The sequence below is a fragment of the Streptosporangium sp. H16 genome, assembly GCF_051918855.1.
GTDB lineage: Bacteria > Actinomycetota > Actinomycetes > Streptosporangiales > Streptosporangiaceae > Streptosporangium.
In genome coordinates this window covers 136,302-150,988 of sequence record NZ_JBPXMD010000020.1, presented here as the reverse complement: position 1 = coordinate 150,988, position 14,687 = coordinate 136,302, and the positions used below count along the sequence as shown (strand labels likewise).

Below are 14,687 nucleotides of genomic sequence, written 5' to 3'. Positions count from 1 at the left end.
GAACCACATCGACCATCAAAACTCACACCGAGCCACATTCGGCACCTCCGCCCCTTTTATCCACTTATGTCCTCGCCGACAGCCGGGGACGAGAAGCCCTCTGGCTCACCCGCCGTCCTTCCTGATCCCGGCGAAGAGCCGCTCGGCGGCGGCCCCGTCCCACGCGAGACGGTTCGGATCCTCGGGGTGCGGACGGGTGGGAACCGTGGAGAACGCGACCGAGCCGGGCCCGAACTTCGCCATGCCCCGCGCGATGGCGTACATCGCCCCCAGGTCGAACCCGGCATCGGTCCTGACCGATTTCTTCACCTCGGTGATGAGGGCGAGAAGCCTCGCGGGGTTGTCCATTTGACTGTTCGCCTTCATGAGCAGCCTGCTCATGAAATGCTGCTGGCGCTTGATCCGCTCCAGGTCGGTCCCGTCGCCGAAGTTGCGGAGCCGCACGTAACCCAGCGCCTGCTCGCCGTTGAGCAGAAGACGCCTTCCCGCGGGCAGCCGCAGTTTCGCCTTGTGATCGTCCACCGGCCGCGGCAGCGTGACCTCCACCCCGCCGAGCGCGTCGACCACGCCCTTGAACCCGGAGAAATGGATCTCCACCGCGTGGTCGACATGGATCCCCGTGGCCGACTCGACCGTCTTCCACGCGCAGGACAGCCCGCCCGTGTGGAACGCCGAGTTGATCATGTCGTTTCTGGCCGGAAGCGCCGTCCCGTCCGGGGACTCGCAGGCGGGAATGCGGACGATCGAGTCCCTGGGGATGTTGACGACCCGGGTCTTCCGCCGGTCGGCGGAGATATGCAGCAGGATCATCGTGTCACTGCGCATCCCCGCGGCCTCGCGCCAGCGGGGGCTGAGCGCCTCACCGTCGATCCCGACCACCAGCACGTTGAGCGCCTCTCCCTGCTTGTACGGGCGGTCTCCCGACGGGCCCGATGCGAGCGGGCGCCCGCTCAGGAGCACGACGGGAATGACGACGACGACGGCGGTGACCGCCGCGACCAGCGCGAGCATCGGCCAGCCCCGCATCGCGCGGGGCAGCCGCCACCGGGAGCGGGCCGGGGCGCGGGACAGGCTCCGGGGGGAGCCGGCCGAGGCGTCGAGCAGGCGCGCACGCTGGTGCGCGAGCGTGGCGGGTGGTTCGTGCTCCAGCTCGCGGCCGAGGTCGCGGAGCATCGTCAGATCGTCCATGGTCACTCCTCCTCGTGCATCGGATTGCTGTCGCCGAACTCCGCGCGTACCTTCCGCCTGGCCCTGTTCAGGCGGGACCGCACGGTGCCGATCGGGATGTCCAGCGCCCGGGCGACCTCCACGTACGACAGGTCGCTCCAGGCGACCAGCAGCAGGACGTCGCGGTCCCCGGACGAGAGCCCGGCCAGCGCACGGGCGAGCGCCGGGCGGGACACCTGGGCGGTGACCTCCGCGACCACCCGGTCGGCGGGGGGTTCCACGGTGCCCTCGGCGGGGCTGCGCCGCAGCGCCCGGTAACGGGCGGCCTCGGTGCGGTGGTGCCGGGAGACGAGCCTGGTGGCGATGCCGAACAGCCACGGCCGGGCGTCGGCGTAGGCCAGGTCGTAGTGGCTCCGGCGGGCGAAGGCGACCAGGAACGTCTCGCCGACGAGATCCTCGGCGATCTCCGGGCCCAGCCGCCGGGAGACGTACCGGTAGAGCATTCCGGAGTAGCGGTCGAACAGCGCCGCGAATGCCTCCGGGTGGGTCCGCGACTCGTCGATGAGGTCGCAGTCGCGAGTCTGGGCGGTGAGTGGCGCGGTCATCGCGGGCACCATGGCATGAGGGCCGGCCTTCCCGTCGGAAAAGTGATCAGCGATGTATCGCCACGACCCCCCGACCGGGTTCACGGTCCGCGAGACGGCCTGCCCGCGGACCGCGCCGGCTTCCCCGTTCCCCGGAGTCGACCTCGCCGGGCCGACCGGTCTCTGTCAACCGGCCTGCCTCAACCGGCCCGCGTCAACCGGGCCCCGTCTCGCTGTCGCCGATCGAGCGCAGGACGGCGTCCGGGACGACGAGGTCGGCGCGGGAGCGGGTGGTGGCGATGAGGTCGGCGTTGCGCTGGTCGGTTCCCAGCGCCCAGGCCACCGCCGCGTCGGGGTCCTTGCCGAAGCGCTCGTGCCGCGAGACGAGACGGCGCACGCGCTCGTCCGGGTCGAGGTCGCAGTACCAGACCTCGTGCAGCCAGGACCGCACGCGCACCCAGTCGCCCTGGTCGAGCAGCAGATAGTTTCCCTCGGTGACGACGAGCCGGGCGGCCCGCGGGACCGGGATGCTGCCGGCGATCGGCTGCTCCAGGTCGCGCTCGAAGGCCGGCGCGTAGACCGGATCGTCCTCGTCCTCGCGCAGGCGGCGCAGGAGGGCCGCGTACCCGGCGGCGTCGAAGGTGTCCGGGGCCCCCTTGCGGTCGCGGCGCCCGAGCCGGTCGAGCTCGACGTCGGCGAGATGGAAGCCGTCCATCGGCACGTACGCCACCCACTCCCGCTCCGGCAGCCCCTCGGGAGGCGCCGGCCGCAGCAGGCGGACCAGGTGTTCGGCGAGGGTGGTCTTGCCCGCCCCCGGGCCTCCGGTGACGCCGAGCAGCGCGCGGCGCCCCTCCCGTACGAGGGAGCGCGCCCGGACCACCAGGTCGTCGAGGGATGTCATCGGGGCAGACCGCCCCGAACCGGGACAGCCGAGGTGGTCGTCACCTGAACGAACGTAGCCGAGCCGCCCGCCGACATCCAGCGCGGCCTGTACGCATCGACGGCGCGGTGCAACGTTTCCGGGTTCTTCGGCGTCTAGGCCATGACGATGGAGAAGGGACGGTATGTGGACGACGAGCCCGGTTTCGACGACTTCGTGGCCGAGCGGGGTGAGGCTCTGCTCCGCTACGCGTACGTTCTGACCGGCAACCCCCACGACGCCGCCGATCTCGCGCAGGAGGCGCTGACCCGGTTGCGCGACGCCTGGCCGAGGGTGCGGCGCAAGAGCGACGCGCACGGTTACGCCCGGACGACGATGGCGCGGCTGCACGTCAGCATCTGGCGGCGGCGCAGGCGCGAGCATCTCACCGGGGAGCCGCCCGAGCGGACCTGGGAGGCGGTCTTCCCCTCCGAGGAGGACCAGGGGCTCTGGCAGGAGCTGGCCGCGCTGCCCCGCAGACAGCGCGCCGTGCTGGTGCTCCGCTACTACGAGCAGCTGGCCGACGCCGAGATCGCCGAGGTGCTCCGCATCTCGCAGGGGACCGTGCGCAGCCAGGCCTCCCGCGGCCTGGACAAACTGCGGTCCTCCCTCTCCACCTCACCTGCGGCCCACGGGAGCACGCGATGACCGACATCGAAGACAAGCTCACCCGCGTCCTGGCCGGGGCGGCGGACCAGGTGCCCGAGCAGGCGAGGACCAGGCTGTCCGCGGCGGTCCGGGCACGCCGCCGCCCCCGGCGGGCGCCCGCCGCGCTGCTCGCGGCGGCGGCCGTGGTCGTGGTGGCCGGTGGGGCGGGTACGGCGGTGCGGGTCCTGGGCTCGACGGCCGTGAAGCAGCCCGCGGTGAACGCCACGGACGCGCAGGGACCGACGCCCCAGCCGACCCCGGCCCCGACCCCGGGGGAGAAGCCGCCGCCCATCGAGCGGGTATGGCCGCAGGCCCTGCACAAGATCCCCGCCAAGCTGCCCGACGGCCGCGCTTACATCCCGCAGTTGCTCATCGACGACCGCACGCTGCTCGTCAAGACGGCGAAGGGCGACGGGAGGAGGCAGTTCCTGTGGAGCTACGACCTGGAGAGCGGCAGGCCCCGGCGGATCGCCGAGATCCCGGCCGGGAATTCGACGTCCCCTTCCCAAGACGTCGCCGCGGGCGGTGGAAACATCGTCTGGTGGACGTTGTACAAGGAGCCGGGCCGGCAGCGGGTCGTGCGGATCTGGGCGGTGCCCGTCGGCGGCGGCAGCCCTCGGAAGGTGACCGACGTTTCCCTGGACGTCACGAGAAAGGGCCGCCACATCCAGGCGTTGGAAGTGGTGGGCTCCGACGTGGTCTTCACCCGCGACGGCTTCGGGGTGTACCGGGTGCCGCTGCGCGGCGGCGAGCCGCGGGCGGTGCCGGGGACCGAGGGGCAGTACCTCCTGCGGTGGCCCTGGGTGGGCCACCACACCGATCGGGACGCCCCGGACAGGCATGTCGACTTCAGCGAGCTGTTCAACGTCGAGACGGGGGAGCGGCGTGGCGCCGTGGTCAAGCCCGACGAGAGCTTCGTCTTCTGCGGCGTCGACCGGTGTTCCGGCCAGCGCGTGCCCAAGGGATCCGACCCACGCGCCTTCGTCCGCGACCGTGACGGTTCCGGGGAGCGGACGGTGCCTTTCGATGTCCGGGTGTTCGATTCCGGCATGGAGCGGTTCCACCTGAGGATGCCCATGGAGGGTGGCGTCTTCCTCTACGACCTGCTCACCGGCACGTCCTCCGACCTAGGCATACAACGGGACAAGAGAGGAGGCATGCGCATCCCCGACATCGGCTTCGACCGGCTGATCACCTATCAGCTCGGGGAGAAGATGTACGTCGTGGACCTGGCCGCGATCAGGTGAGGGAGGGAAGGGCCGGGGCTCGTGCCCGGCCCCGACGCCCACTCCCACGATCACGCCTCCTCCCGGGGGCAGCGGCGTGGTGTTCGACGACTTCGCGTACCGCAACGCCGACCCGAACGTCTCCGCGCACAACTGGACCGTGCGCACCAACGCCGGTGGCCCCGGCGTGCCCGGCGCCGGCTGGCCCAAGTCGCCCCCGCCACCGTCCTGAGCCGCGTCAACGACTACCGCTCCGCCTCGACCACCTGGGTCGACACCGTCCCCAACCCCTAACCGCCCTCTTGGGTACGGCCCGCGCTCTCCCCTGGCGCGGGCCGTACGGCTTCCTCGGTGGCCGGCGCCCGGAGAGTGCGGACCTGGGGGGAGAGCAGCGCCGCGAGCGTGGCGACCACGACGAGACCGGAGCAGCCGAGAAGGGCGGTGCCGGGACCGACGGCGGCGGCGACGGGACCGGCGACGAGAATGCCGAGGGGCGCCAGGGCCAGGGATCCGAACCAGTCGTAGGAGCTGACGCGGGAGAGCGCCTCGGGAGGCACCTCGCGCTGCATGGTGGTGGTCCACAGCACGCCGAACACGTCCCCGGCCACCCCGGCGGCGAACATCGCGACCACGATCGTCCACAGCGGTGCCCCGGCTCCGAGGAGCGCCATCGGCAGCGCCATGGGAAAGGTGGCCAGCACCGCGAGGAGCATGGGGCGCCGGGGCCGCAGGCGCGCGGCGAGGCCCGCGCCCGCGACGGTTCCCAGCGCCTGGGCCGTGACGATCAGCGCCCAGGAGCTCGCTCCGTCCAGGTCCCGCTCGGCGATCAGGGGACCGAGCACGCCGACGTTGGCCCCGACGGCGGCGACGACGAAGGCGTACTGGAGCACCACGGCCCACAGCCACTGGCGTGAGACGAACTCCCGCCAGCCGTGCCGCAGGTCGGACCAGCCGGATCCCATGGACACCCGGAGGCGCCGGGGCAGGCGCATGGCGCGGATCAGCGCGGCGCTGACGAGGAACGAGACGGCGTTGAGCGCCAGGGCCCACCCGGCGCCGACCAGGGCGACGGCGACACCGGACAGCGCCAGCCCCAGCACCATGGCGCCGTTCCTCGCGACCCCGAGCAGGGCGTTGGCCTCCTGCAGCCTCTCCCGGGGCACGACCTCCGGTACCACCCCGGTCATCGCCGGTACGAACAGGGCGGTGGCCACCCCCGCCAGGGTCGCCAGCAGCGCCACCGCCGGGATCGGCGCATCGCCGGTCAGGAGCATCACCGCCAGCCCGCCGTACGCGGCGGTGCCCAGAACGTCGGCGATCACCATCAGGCCTGACCGGGAGAACCGGTCGGCCAGCACGCCGCCGACGAGGATGAGCAGCAGCTGCGGCACGGCCTGGCAGGCGATCACCAGCGACAGCTGCGCGGGGGTGCTCCCGGGGATCGCGAGCACGCCGAACGCCAGGGCCACCCGGGCGAAGCCGTCCCCCAGCACGGAGATCGTCCGAGCCGAGGCGAGCAGGACGAAGCGCCTCTCTCCCAGCAGGACCGCGGTGGGAGAGGACGTCGCCATGTCACGTCAGCATAGACGCGAAAGCGTCACCGGCGGCATACCAGGGAGATCCGCCGGTCCGAGGTATGGAGCGGCGTGGCCGTACGCGACGCGGGGAGAAGGGCGAGGCCGGGACGGCGAAGGGGGACGGCGCGGAAGGCCTGCGGAGCGAGGCCGGGACACCCGCGAGGCGGCACGGAAGGCCGACAGAGCGAGGTCGGGACACCCGCGAGGCGGGACGAGGTCAGGACACCCGCGAGGCGGCGGCGCGAAGGGCCGACAGGGCGTACTCGGTGGCCCGGCGACCGGACTCCAGCATCTCCTCCGGTGAGGCGCCGTTGCTCATGCTGACGAAGGCGGCGAGCTTGCCGCCCCCGATCACCGCGCCGACGGCCGCCGACGCCTCGACGAGGCTCAGCTCCTCCGGGCATGCCCGGTGCAGGGCCTCGGCGAGCTCCCGCTGGCCCTCGAAGAGGAGCAGCAGGCTACGCGCCCGCAACGAGGGAACGGTCATGACGAGGTAGTTGACCGGGCCTATCTCTCTCTGCAGTTGCCCGTCGAGGACGAGCTCGGAGAAGACGGAGGTGACGGCACGGGTCAGCAGGTCGATCGCCCGGTCTCCCGGACGGGGCTCCGCGACCACCCGCAGCACGCGATCGAGGCCGTCGCGCGTGTTGGAGAAGATCACGTCTTCCTTGCTCGCGAAGTAGCTGAAGAAGGTGCGCGTCGAGACGTCGGCGGCCGCGGCGATCTCCGAGACGGTGGTCTGCTCGTAGCCCTTCTCCATGAAGAGCTCCAGCGCGGCGGCGATGAGCGCGTGCCGGGTGCGGAGCTTCTTGCGTTCGCGCAGTCCCGGGACCTCACTCATGCGGGCAGCTTAATGCATCTGAGCATACTTTGCACCTATTGTAATTTTGCACACGATGTAGTTTTCTGGATGGGACGAAGCGCATCACCGCAGAGGAGCGCGAGATGACACAGTCCCACCCCGCCCACCCGGAAGCGGTCACCTTCCCCTTCGGACGTCCCAGCCCCTTCGAACCGCCCGAGCGCCTGGCCTCGCTGCGCGAGGAGCGGCCCGTCGCCCCGATGGCCTACCCGGACGGCACGACGGGCTGGCTGGTGACCGGCTACTCCGCCGTACGGGCGATCCTCGCCGACCCCCGGTTCAGCTCCCGGCGCGAGCTGCTGCACGTCCCGGTGCCCTTCCCCCTGATGCAGGAGATGCGCCGCCCGGCCGACCCCGGCCTGTTCATCCGGATGGACCCGCCCGACCACACCCGCTACCGCAAGCCGCTCACCGCGCAGTTCACCGTGCGGCGGATGAAGCAGCTGGAGCCCAGGATCCGCGAGATCACCGAGGAGCGACTCGCCGCGATGGAGAAGGCCGGGCCTCCCCAGGACCTGGTGCGGGAGTTCGCGCTGCCCATCCCCTCGCTGGTGATCTGCGAGCTGCTCGGCGTCCCGTACGCCGACCGCGACGAGTTCCAGCGGTCCACCGCGGTGCTGCTGAACCTGGAGTCCTCCGTCGAGGACATCCGCGCGACGTTCGTCGGCTTCGGCGCGTTCTTCGCCCGGCTCATCGCGGCCAAGCGGGCCGACCCGGCCGACGACCTGCTCAGCGGGCTGATCGCGGACGGCGACCTGACCGACGAGGAGCTGAGCAACATCGGGTTCCTGCTGCTCGTCGCGGGGCACGAGACGACGGCGAACATGCTCAGCCTCGGCACCTTCGCCCTGCTCCAGCACCCCGAACAGCTCGCCGCGCTGCGCGCCGACCCCTCGCTGATCGACAACGCGGTCGAGGAGCTGATGCGCTACCTCGGGATCATCCACGTCGGCCCGCTCCGCGCGGCCCTGGAGGACGTCGAGGTGGAGGGGCAGCTCATCAGGGCCGGAGACCCGGTGACCCTCTCGCTCCTGGCCGCCAACCGCGACCCCGCGCGTTTCTCCGACCCCGACCACCTGGACATCACCAACCCCGCGACCGGGCACCTGACGTTCGGTCACGGGCTGCACCAGTGCCTCGGCCAGCAGCTCGCCCGCGTGGAGATGCGCACCGCGTTCCCGATGCTGTTCGACCGCTTCCCCGGCCTGCGCCTCGCCGTGCCGGCGGATGAGGTCCCGATGCGGGACACGATGTCCATCTACGGTGTACGGGAGCTGCCGGTCAGATGGTAGGAGAGGACATGAAGGTCACCACGGACGTGGCGCGGTGCATCGGAGCGGGCATGTGCGTGCTCACCGCGCCGGAGGTCTTCGACCAGAGCGAGGACGAGGGCACCGTCGTGCTCCTCGACGAGACGCCCCCGCCCGAGCTGCACGCCGCCGCCCGCCGGGCCCGGCAGCTGTGCCCCTCGGGCGCCATCTCGGTGAGCGATCCGGACGCCTCCCCGGCCCGGTAGTGCTTTGCCCGGTCAGCCCGTCGTGGCCGGCCGGGCCGGCTTCGGCACCCCGCATCCGGCCTTGATCGGTACCGCCAGGACGGCTAGCCTGATCGCCGTGCTGCCGGAGGGCGGGGCCGAGGCGATCGCGTCACGTGGGAAGGGTCCCGGCCACGACGAGCCGCTCGACCACGCCGCCACGGAGTTGGGGACCGACTGACGATGAGCGCGGAAGAGGATTTCAGGCAGGTCGGCGCCGAGCTGGCCGACCTGGGTGTGGGGATCTCCAAGATGATGGGGAGTCCCGCGCTGAAAGATCAGGCGGGGAAGGTGTTCGCGAGCCTGCAGCGCGACGGCGCGATGGTGTTCCGGCTGGTCAGGGACACCCCCGAACACACAGCCGCGCTCCAGCTGGCCGGGGCGTCCCTGTTCGACCCCTCGGGGCGGGGCAGGGCGATGAAGGACTGGGTGGTCGTGCCCCACTCCTCGGCCGAGAAATGGACGGATCTGGCCGAGGCCGCGCTCAGCCGTCCACGCTGATCGGCAGGCCAGGTCGGCGATGAGCCGGTGGCCGCCTCTCGCATCGGAGAAGAGACGGATTCCGGCCTGGTCCTCCAACGCGACCACCCGCGCCATCGCGACGCCCAAACTCCTGGTGGTCGATTCTGGGCTTGGAGCACACCTTTCCGGCCTTACCTCATCCCGGGTTACGGACACAACCGCCCCCGTGGGTCCGCTGATAGAGAACTTCGTCCTCGGTGAGCTGGCCCGCCAACCGACGTGGGCGGAAGAACCTGTACGGCTCTACCACTATCGAGACCGAGACCGAGTCGAAGTCGAAGTCGAAGTCGAAGTCGACGGCATTCTGGCACGAGCCTCCGGCGATGTCCCGCTCATCTATGTTCACCGGACCACCTCTGGCGGGAACGGTGCCCTCGCCACCCCTGACGAGGGCACCGCGTGGCGACCGGGCTCATGGTCCCCGGTCGTCCCCGCCCTCGCGAGCGGTCCCGGAAGGTTCGCACCGCCGCTCGCGGGGGTCCTCGGCACGGTCGCGGGAACGCCGCCGCGCCCGTTCAGGGGATGTACGGGCAGTGGCCGCCTCAGGCCGGACGGCCAAGGCCATGGCGACTCCGTACCTCTGGGCTTCGAGATCGTCGGCGGTGGAAGCCTGGAGGGTCACCGGTCCGGCCACGGGCCAGGCCGCGATCGCGTAGAACAGGCGCGAGTGCGTGCCGTAGAAGACGGCCCAGTCCTTCCACTCTCGATCCAGTCGCTCCGCGTCCGCGCGTGCCCGCCGATCCCAAGAGCGGCGAGGAACGAGGGCGGGGACCATGCCGTCACGGTGCCGCCCCCTGGCAGGCGCGGGCCTGTGCCAGATCACGAGACCGCCTGCCCGGTCCCCCGCCGAGCGGCACTCTCCTGCCGCTCGACCTCGGCCCGCAACTCGTCGAGGGTGTCGGCGTCGACCGTACGCGCCGCTCCGGCGTCGAACTCGGCATCGGTGAACGGGACGACGCGGGAGGCCCACAGCCGCCCCCTGTCACTGAGAATGACCCGCCAGCCCGAAATCACCGGCTCGGGTGTCGTTGATTTACCATCGTCCATGGATCGGACCTCCATCCGATCAAGGGGCCCGTCCCGGCGTGCGATGCCGTGGCGGGCTCCGCCATTTCACGAGGCTTTTCACCGCGTCCGTGTAATAGTGGAATCGGCCGACGAGATATCCAAGAGGTTTGTTGGGGGAAGACGCGCACCCCCCAACCTCCCCAACCCCGGAGTACGGAATGCCACGTACGCCCCAGCCGGTTAATCCCGCTGATTCCCCTTGGCGCCTGCTTGGCAGCACCATTCGCCATTGGCGGGAAAATGCCCATTTTTCGCAGCGCGGCCTCGCCGAAATGGTCCACGTGGACCACACGATGATCTCCGCCTGGGAACGCGCCGCCTCGCGAATGGACATCTCCAGCGCTCGGGCGATCGACACGGCACTGGAGGCGAACGGGCAGATCGCAGAGCTTCACGCTCTCGTCGTGGAACTCGCCCGATTCCGGGTAAGTAACGAAAAAACCAGCACCTCAGGACGTAATGAGGATGATGTGGAGCGCCGTACCCTTCTCCAACTCCTGATCACGATGGGTGCCGGTTCCGGCATCCCTGCTTCCGCCGTGGACGCTCTGCACGCGGGCCTGGGGCGGACCACGGATCACGCGGCCGAGAACAGCGTGAGCGACTGGGAGCAGATCGCGTGGGACTACGCGCAAGGCGTGTGGACGGAGCCGCCGGCTTCCAGGATCGCCGACCTGACAGGCGACATCCGCAACCTGGAGCAGGCTCTGACGCACGCTCAGGCCCCGGCCGAGCACACCACCCTGCTGCGCGTCTACGCCCAGCTGGCCGCGTTCCTGGCCCTTGACCTGGCTGAGACCTCCAGTGCCCGCGCGTGCTGGCGTTCGTGGCGTGCCGCCCGGTCGGCCGCCGACGCCTCCGGCGACCGTGAGCTGAGCGTGTGGATACGCGCGGAAGAGGCCACCCAGTCGTTCTACATGCGTCGTCTCGGACCGGCCGCGGACACCCTGATTGAGGAGGCCGTGCATCTCGCCGACGGCCGTCCAAGCCTCGGCCTGGCGCAGGCGCTGAAAGGGCGCAGCCGCATTCTCGCCGAGGCTGGGCAGGTAACCTCCGCCCGCGAGGTCCTCGACGATTTCAGGGGCGTGTACGAGCGCCTTCCCACCTCCGTGACCGATGACCCCATCTCCGTGTGGGGCCTGCCTCTGGAAAGCGCGCAGTACGCCGAGGCGTTCGTGCTCACCAAGCTGGGAGACGGGAAGTCGGCGATGCCGATGCTGGAGCAGGCTCTCGCCTCGTGTCCGCGCGAGAAGGCCGGGGGAAGGGCCAACATCGGCCTCATCCAGGCATGGGGGCTGGTCCAGGATCGCGATGTGACCGAAGGGCTCGGCCACGCTCTCGACCTCGCGACCTCCCTTCCCACCACGATCGCCAGACGCAAGATCATGCGGGAGGTCGTGGCCGCTCTCCCCGAGCGGGCCCGAACCCTGCCCGCCGCCCGCGAACTCCACGCCCTCACGACAGGCGACCGCCCGGGTTGACGCGCCGGAGAATATCCACGCAAAGGCAACGGATCAGGTCTCATCACCCTTCCGAGGGCCACAAAACGGTTCCTCGATAGCCGATCCGTCCGGATGCCGCTGGCGATGATCCTTCAGTTCCGTACTCAGAACCGCTCGGGCAAGAGGGTGAACGCGTTTACGTGCCGGGGACGTACGACGGTGAAATGACGACGATCGAGTGTGGCAACCTCGGCCAGCTCAAGCCTCTCAGCCACCGCGATCACTGAGGCATCAGCCGCACCTAACGGGAGATTGGCGTACATTTCCACCAAATCACTCATTCGGTCCAAATCCTCATTGAGGAGGTCGATCAGAACCAGCCCAAATTGAAAAGATCGCAGAAAAGCCGCTTCCGCTTTGCTTCCTTGGCGCTTCTCGATGAGTTGGCAGACTTCCGTGACAACTGTGGCGGGAACGAGAAGCGGACCCGGATGAGTCCGCAAAAGCCCGGCGCAGAGTTCGTGATGGTTGTCCCGGATATTGACCGCTGTGACCAAAGGCCCTGAATCAATGACAATCACGAAGAGTGATTGTCCTCCGATCGCAAGATCTCTTCAGAGCGTTCCGCGAAATCCGGCTCGGCCTCGAGCGTTCCGATGAATGGCAGATCACGGACGATGGGCTGTTCGTCGAACTGGTCTCGGACAAGGCGTAGCAGTGGTGCCACCTTCTCCTCGGGCAGGCGGTCCACCAGATGGTGAAGCTCCTCACGCATCACGCTCATGTGTCGAGTGTAACCAGACACCATCGGAACACACACAGCCGAGCTGCGACGCGAATCGCGAGTTCGGCGTTCGCCCGATACGGAACAGACTCAGGTTCGCGGGCCGGGGACGCGGCGGAAGGTGAAGGGCTCGCTCTCGCGGCCCGGGATCACGAACCAGCATTCGCCGGTGCCGTCGCTGTCGAGCAGCCGGACGAACGTGTCGACGACGGACGAGACGTCCAGGATCGGGAAGCCGAGTTGCTCCAGCACCGCCTTGCCCTCGCCGAGGATCGCGGTGTCGGCGAACGACGGGCACAGGCCCTGTACCTTGATCCCCTGCGGCCGGAGGTCCTCGCCGAGCGAGCGGACGAGGCCGACGACGGCGTGCTTGTTGGCGGCATAGACGGGGTCGGACGGGATGCCGACGATGCCCGCCATGCTCGCGGTCGCCACGATCGTGCCGCCGCCCGCCGCGCGCAGGGCCGGGATCGCGGCGTGCACCCCGAAGACGACGCCGTCGAGGTTGACGCCCATCGCCCGGCGGTAGCGCCGGACGTCGAAGTCCTCTCCCAGCCCGAAGCCCGTGGCGATGCCCGCGTTGAGGAAGGCGAGGTCGAGCCTGCCGTACCGCTCGACCGCGGTCGCCACCGCCGCCTCGTTGTCCTCCAGCCGCGACACGTCGCAGTGGACGTACGTCGCGCCCAGCTCGTCCGCGAGCTTCCCGCCCGCGACGTCGTCGATGTCGGCGAGCACGAGGCGGGCCCCGCCCTCGGCCAGCCGCCGGGCCACGCCCGCGCCGATGCCGTTGCCGCCGCCGGTGACGAGGGCGACCCTGCCCTCCAGGTCGTCGCCGCGGACCACGTTGAACGCCTCCGCCGAGATCCCCGGGCTCTTCGCGCCCAGCCCGCTGAGCAGCCCGCCACCGCCGCTGCCCGCGGTGAACCCGCCCGTCTTCTCCGTACTCACAGTGGCAACCCTCCGGTGGCGGCGTTGGTCGAGCCCGTGCTCCGGTACGCCGCGATCGTACGCTCGGCGATGCGCATCTGGTGGATCTCGTCGGCCCCGTCCGCGAAGCGGGCCCAGCGGGCGTGCTGGAGCATCTTGGCCAGCGGGGTGTCGGTCGAGTAGCCGAGCGCGCCGTGCACCTGGATCGCCCGGTCGACGATCCGGTTGAGGCTGTTGGCCACGAAGTGCTTCGACATCGAGACCTCGGTCCGGAAGTCCTCACCCTTGTCGATCTTCGAGGCGGCGTGCAGGACCATCAGCTTGCACTGGTACAGCTCCATGGCCGAGTCGGCGATCAGCCACTGGATGCCCTGTTTCTCGGCGAGCAGCGACCCGTGGCTGTAGCGGTTGAGCGCGCGGTCGACCATCATGTCGAGCGCCGTCTCCGCCTGGGAGATCCAGCGCATGCAGTGCGCCAGCCGCGCCGGGCCCAGCCGGTACTGGCCGAGCCGGTGGCCGTTGCCGCGCCCGCCGAGGATCTGGCTGTCGTGCACCCGCAGGTCGGTGATGACGATCTCGCTGTGGCCGGTGGAGCCGTGCATCGTCTCGACCTCTCGGACGTCGTTCCACCCCTCCTGCGGGAGGTCGACGAGGAAGGCCGTGTTGCCGCCGCGCGAGCCCTCGGGCACGTCGAGCTCGGTCTTGGCGATGAGGATGGCGAAGCTCGACCGGCGGGCGTTGGAGATGAACCACTTGTGGCCGTTGATGACCCACTCCTCGCCGTCCTTGACGGCGTGGGTGCGGATGAGCGTGGGGTCGGAACCGGCCACCTCCGGCTCGGTCATCGCGAAGCACGACATCTTGTGGCCCTTGAGCAGTGGTTTGAGGTATTTCTCCTTCTGCTCGTCGGTCCCCCAGTGCAGCAGCGTGTGCATGTTGCCCTCGTCGGGCGCCGAGCAGTTGAGGACCCACGGCCCGAGCCGGGTCTTGGCCGCCTCTGACTGCACCATGGCCAGCTCGACGTGGCCGAGGCCCATGCCGCCCCACTCCTTGGGCATGTGCGGCAGCCACAGTCCCTCGGCCTGCGCCTTCGCGCGCAGGTCGAAGATGACGCGGATGTACTCGTCGCGCGCGGTGACCTTCCCTGTGTCGTCGAGGTCGTCGAGGTCGTCGAAGCCGCTGACGGCCGGGATGATGGTCTCCCGCACGAAGGCCCGCACGCGGCGGCGGATCTCCTCGTGCTCGGGGGCGAGGGTGAAGTCGATGGCCATGGGGTCCTCCCCTTGCGGCGGCTGACAGGTCCGAAGGGCCGCCGGGCGGGGACTCCCCGCTGTGTGCCGCGACCTTGATGCGACTGCTTCATGATTTGATACACATGCATTATTACCCTAGCGACCGGTGCGTTCACCGGCAAGGCAGGAGCACGG

General features: G+C 70.0%; 18 protein-coding genes and 1 pseudogene. 9 read left to right on the top strand and 10 right to left on the bottom strand.

The window, feature by feature from the left end:
• Positions 1 to 105 precede the first annotated feature (105 nt).
• The 3 genes from ACTOQ2_RS29395 to ACTOQ2_RS29385 form a co-directional block, all read right to left on the bottom strand.
• Positions 106 to 1,188, bottom strand: a complete 1,083-nt coding sequence (locus tag ACTOQ2_RS29395; RefSeq protein ID WP_440103911.1) for an LCP family protein — start codon at positions 1,186 to 1,188, stop codon at positions 106 to 108.
• A 2-nt stretch (positions 1,189 to 1,190) separates the two neighbouring features.
• Complete coding sequence (locus ACTOQ2_RS29390) at positions 1,191 to 1,772, bottom strand: RNA polymerase sigma factor (protein WP_440103909.1); 582 nt, start codon at positions 1,770 to 1,772, stop codon at positions 1,191 to 1,193.
• 193 nt (positions 1,773 to 1,965) lie between these two features.
• Complete coding sequence (locus ACTOQ2_RS29385; RefSeq protein WP_440103907.1) at positions 1,966 to 2,652, bottom strand: nucleoside/nucleotide kinase family protein; 687 nt, start codon at positions 2,650 to 2,652, stop codon at positions 1,966 to 1,968.
• Between the two features lie 147 nt (positions 2,653 to 2,799).
• Here ACTOQ2_RS29385 and ACTOQ2_RS29380 point away from each other — a divergent pair, with 147 nt between their 5' ends.
• From ACTOQ2_RS29380 to ACTOQ2_RS29370, 3 genes are all read left to right on the top strand, one after another.
• Positions 2,800 to 3,318, top strand: coding sequence for a SigE family RNA polymerase sigma factor (locus ACTOQ2_RS29380; protein ID WP_440103906.1), 519 nt, complete (start codon positions 2,800 to 2,802; stop codon positions 3,316 to 3,318).
• Positions 3,315 to 4,565: a TolB family protein gene (locus ACTOQ2_RS29375; protein ID WP_440103904.1), complete on the top strand. Its 1,251-nt coding sequence runs from the start codon at positions 3,315 to 3,317 to the stop codon at positions 4,563 to 4,565. Before ACTOQ2_RS29380 ends, ACTOQ2_RS29375 begins: the two co-directional genes overlap by 4 nt.
• Positions 4,566 to 4,641: 76 nt before the next feature.
• Complete coding sequence (locus tag ACTOQ2_RS29370; protein ID WP_440103903.1) at positions 4,642 to 4,776, top strand: hypothetical protein; 135 nt, start codon at positions 4,642 to 4,644, stop codon at positions 4,774 to 4,776.
• A gap of 58 nt (positions 4,777 to 4,834) precedes the next feature.
• Here ACTOQ2_RS29370 and ACTOQ2_RS29365 read toward each other — a convergent pair whose 3' ends face one another.
• Together ACTOQ2_RS29365 and ACTOQ2_RS29360 are read right to left on the bottom strand one after the other, a co-directional pair.
• Positions 4,835 to 6,115, bottom strand: a complete 1,281-nt coding sequence (locus tag ACTOQ2_RS29365; RefSeq protein WP_440103901.1) for an MFS transporter — start codon at positions 6,113 to 6,115, stop codon at positions 4,835 to 4,837.
• 223 nt (positions 6,116 to 6,338) lie between these two features.
• Positions 6,339 to 6,962 (bottom strand): TetR/AcrR family transcriptional regulator, encoded by a 624-nt coding sequence (locus tag ACTOQ2_RS29360; RefSeq protein WP_440071301.1) that lies wholly within the window; start codon positions 6,960 to 6,962, stop codon positions 6,339 to 6,341.
• A gap of 104 nt (positions 6,963 to 7,066) precedes the next feature.
• Between ACTOQ2_RS29360 and ACTOQ2_RS29355 the strand changes: the two genes are divergently transcribed.
• The 5 genes and pseudogenes from ACTOQ2_RS29355 to ACTOQ2_RS29335 form a co-directional block, all read left to right on the top strand.
• A complete protein-coding gene (locus tag ACTOQ2_RS29355; RefSeq protein ID WP_440103899.1) occupies positions 7,067 to 8,275 on the top strand; it encodes a cytochrome P450 in 1,209 nt (402 codons plus the stop codon).
• 8 nt (positions 8,276 to 8,283) lie between these two features.
• Entirely contained in the window at positions 8,284 to 8,499 is a 216-nt protein-coding gene (locus tag ACTOQ2_RS29350; RefSeq protein ID WP_440086682.1) for a ferredoxin, read from the top strand.
• 4 nt (positions 8,500 to 8,503) lie between these two features.
• Positions 8,504 to 8,698 (top strand): hypothetical protein, encoded by a 195-nt coding sequence (locus tag ACTOQ2_RS29345; protein ID WP_440103897.1) that lies wholly within the window; start codon positions 8,504 to 8,506, stop codon positions 8,696 to 8,698.
• A gap of 2 nt (positions 8,699 to 8,700) precedes the next feature.
• Positions 8,701 to 9,018 (top strand): hypothetical protein, encoded by a 318-nt coding sequence (locus ACTOQ2_RS29340; protein WP_440103895.1) that lies wholly within the window; start codon positions 8,701 to 8,703, stop codon positions 9,016 to 9,018.
• A gap of 19 nt (positions 9,019 to 9,037) precedes the next feature.
• A pseudogene (locus tag ACTOQ2_RS29335) lies at positions 9,038 to 9,304 on the top strand (DUF4143 domain-containing protein); the annotation flags it as partial.
• 554 nt (positions 9,305 to 9,858) lie between these two features.
• Here the strand turns inward: ACTOQ2_RS29335 and ACTOQ2_RS29330 are convergent.
• Positions 9,859 to 10,086: a hypothetical protein gene (locus ACTOQ2_RS29330; RefSeq protein ID WP_440103893.1), complete on the bottom strand. Its 228-nt coding sequence runs from the start codon at positions 10,084 to 10,086 to the stop codon at positions 9,859 to 9,861.
• Between the two features lie 179 nt (positions 10,087 to 10,265).
• Between ACTOQ2_RS29330 and ACTOQ2_RS29325 the strand changes: the two genes are divergently transcribed.
• Positions 10,266 to 11,588, top strand: a complete 1,323-nt coding sequence (locus tag ACTOQ2_RS29325) for a helix-turn-helix domain-containing protein (protein ID WP_440103891.1) — start codon at positions 10,266 to 10,268, stop codon at positions 11,586 to 11,588.
• A gap of 125 nt (positions 11,589 to 11,713) precedes the next feature.
• Here ACTOQ2_RS29325 and ACTOQ2_RS29320 read toward each other — a convergent pair whose 3' ends face one another.
• From ACTOQ2_RS29320 to ACTOQ2_RS29305, 4 genes are all read right to left on the bottom strand, one after another.
• Positions 11,714 to 12,130 (bottom strand): type II toxin-antitoxin system VapC family toxin, encoded by a 417-nt coding sequence (locus ACTOQ2_RS29320; RefSeq protein WP_440103889.1) that lies wholly within the window; start codon positions 12,128 to 12,130, stop codon positions 11,714 to 11,716.
• Positions 12,127 to 12,333: a hypothetical protein gene (locus tag ACTOQ2_RS29315; RefSeq protein ID WP_440103887.1), complete on the bottom strand. Its 207-nt coding sequence runs from the start codon at positions 12,331 to 12,333 to the stop codon at positions 12,127 to 12,129. Before ACTOQ2_RS29315 ends, ACTOQ2_RS29320 begins: the two co-directional genes overlap by 4 nt.
• Positions 12,334 to 12,423: 90 nt before the next feature.
• On the bottom strand, positions 12,424 to 13,281 hold the full coding sequence (locus ACTOQ2_RS29310; RefSeq protein WP_440103885.1) for an SDR family oxidoreductase: 858 nt from the start codon (positions 13,279 to 13,281) through the stop codon (positions 12,424 to 12,426).
• Positions 13,278 to 14,531: an acyl-CoA dehydrogenase family protein gene (locus ACTOQ2_RS29305; protein WP_440103883.1), complete on the bottom strand. Its 1,254-nt coding sequence runs from the start codon at positions 14,529 to 14,531 to the stop codon at positions 13,278 to 13,280. The genes ACTOQ2_RS29310 and ACTOQ2_RS29305 overlap by 4 nt, the downstream gene beginning before the upstream one ends.
• Positions 14,532 to 14,687: the final 156 nt, after the last annotated feature.

Bases quoted from the DNA above. Each gene is read 5' to 3' on its own strand.
- ACTOQ2_RS29315 (WP_440103887.1), bottom strand. From the start codon at position 12,333: ATGAGCGTGATGCGTGAGGAGCTTCACCATCTGGTGGACCGCCTGCCC.
- ACTOQ2_RS29350 (WP_440086682.1), top strand. From the start codon at position 8,284: ATGAAGGTCACCACGGACGTGGCGCGGTGCATCGGAGCGGGCATGTGC.
- ACTOQ2_RS29380 (WP_440103906.1), top strand. From the start codon at position 2,800: ATGGAGAAGGGACGGTATGTGGACGACGAGCCCGGTTTCGACGACTTC.
- ACTOQ2_RS29355 (WP_440103899.1), top strand. From the start codon at position 7,067: ATGACACAGTCCCACCCCGCCCACCCGGAAGCGGTCACCTTCCCCTTC.
- ACTOQ2_RS29340 (WP_440103895.1), top strand. From the start codon at position 8,701: ATGAGCGCGGAAGAGGATTTCAGGCAGGTCGGCGCCGAGCTGGCCGAC.
- ACTOQ2_RS29305 (WP_440103883.1), bottom strand. From the start codon at position 14,531: ATGGCCATCGACTTCACCCTCGCCCCCGAGCACGAGGAGATCCGCCGC.
- ACTOQ2_RS29365 (WP_440103901.1), bottom strand. From the start codon at position 6,115: ATGGCGACGTCCTCTCCCACCGCGGTCCTGCTGGGAGAGAGGCGCTTC.
- ACTOQ2_RS29390 (WP_440103909.1), bottom strand. From the start codon at position 1,772: ATGACCGCGCCACTCACCGCCCAGACTCGCGACTGCGACCTCATCGAC.
- ACTOQ2_RS29385 (WP_440103907.1), bottom strand. From the start codon at position 2,652: ATGACATCCCTCGACGACCTGGTGGTCCGGGCGCGCTCCCTCGTACGG.
- ACTOQ2_RS29325 (WP_440103891.1), top strand. From the start codon at position 10,266: ATGCCACGTACGCCCCAGCCGGTTAATCCCGCTGATTCCCCTTGGCGC.
- ACTOQ2_RS29395 (WP_440103911.1), bottom strand. From the start codon at position 1,188: ATGGACGATCTGACGATGCTCCGCGACCTCGGCCGCGAGCTGGAGCAC.
- ACTOQ2_RS29360 (WP_440071301.1), bottom strand. From the start codon at position 6,962: ATGAGTGAGGTCCCGGGACTGCGCGAACGCAAGAAGCTCCGCACCCGG.
- ACTOQ2_RS29375 (WP_440103904.1), top strand. From the start codon at position 3,315: ATGACCGACATCGAAGACAAGCTCACCCGCGTCCTGGCCGGGGCGGCG.
- ACTOQ2_RS29330 (WP_440103893.1), bottom strand. From the start codon at position 10,086: ATGGACGATGGTAAATCAACGACACCCGAGCCGGTGATTTCGGGCTGG.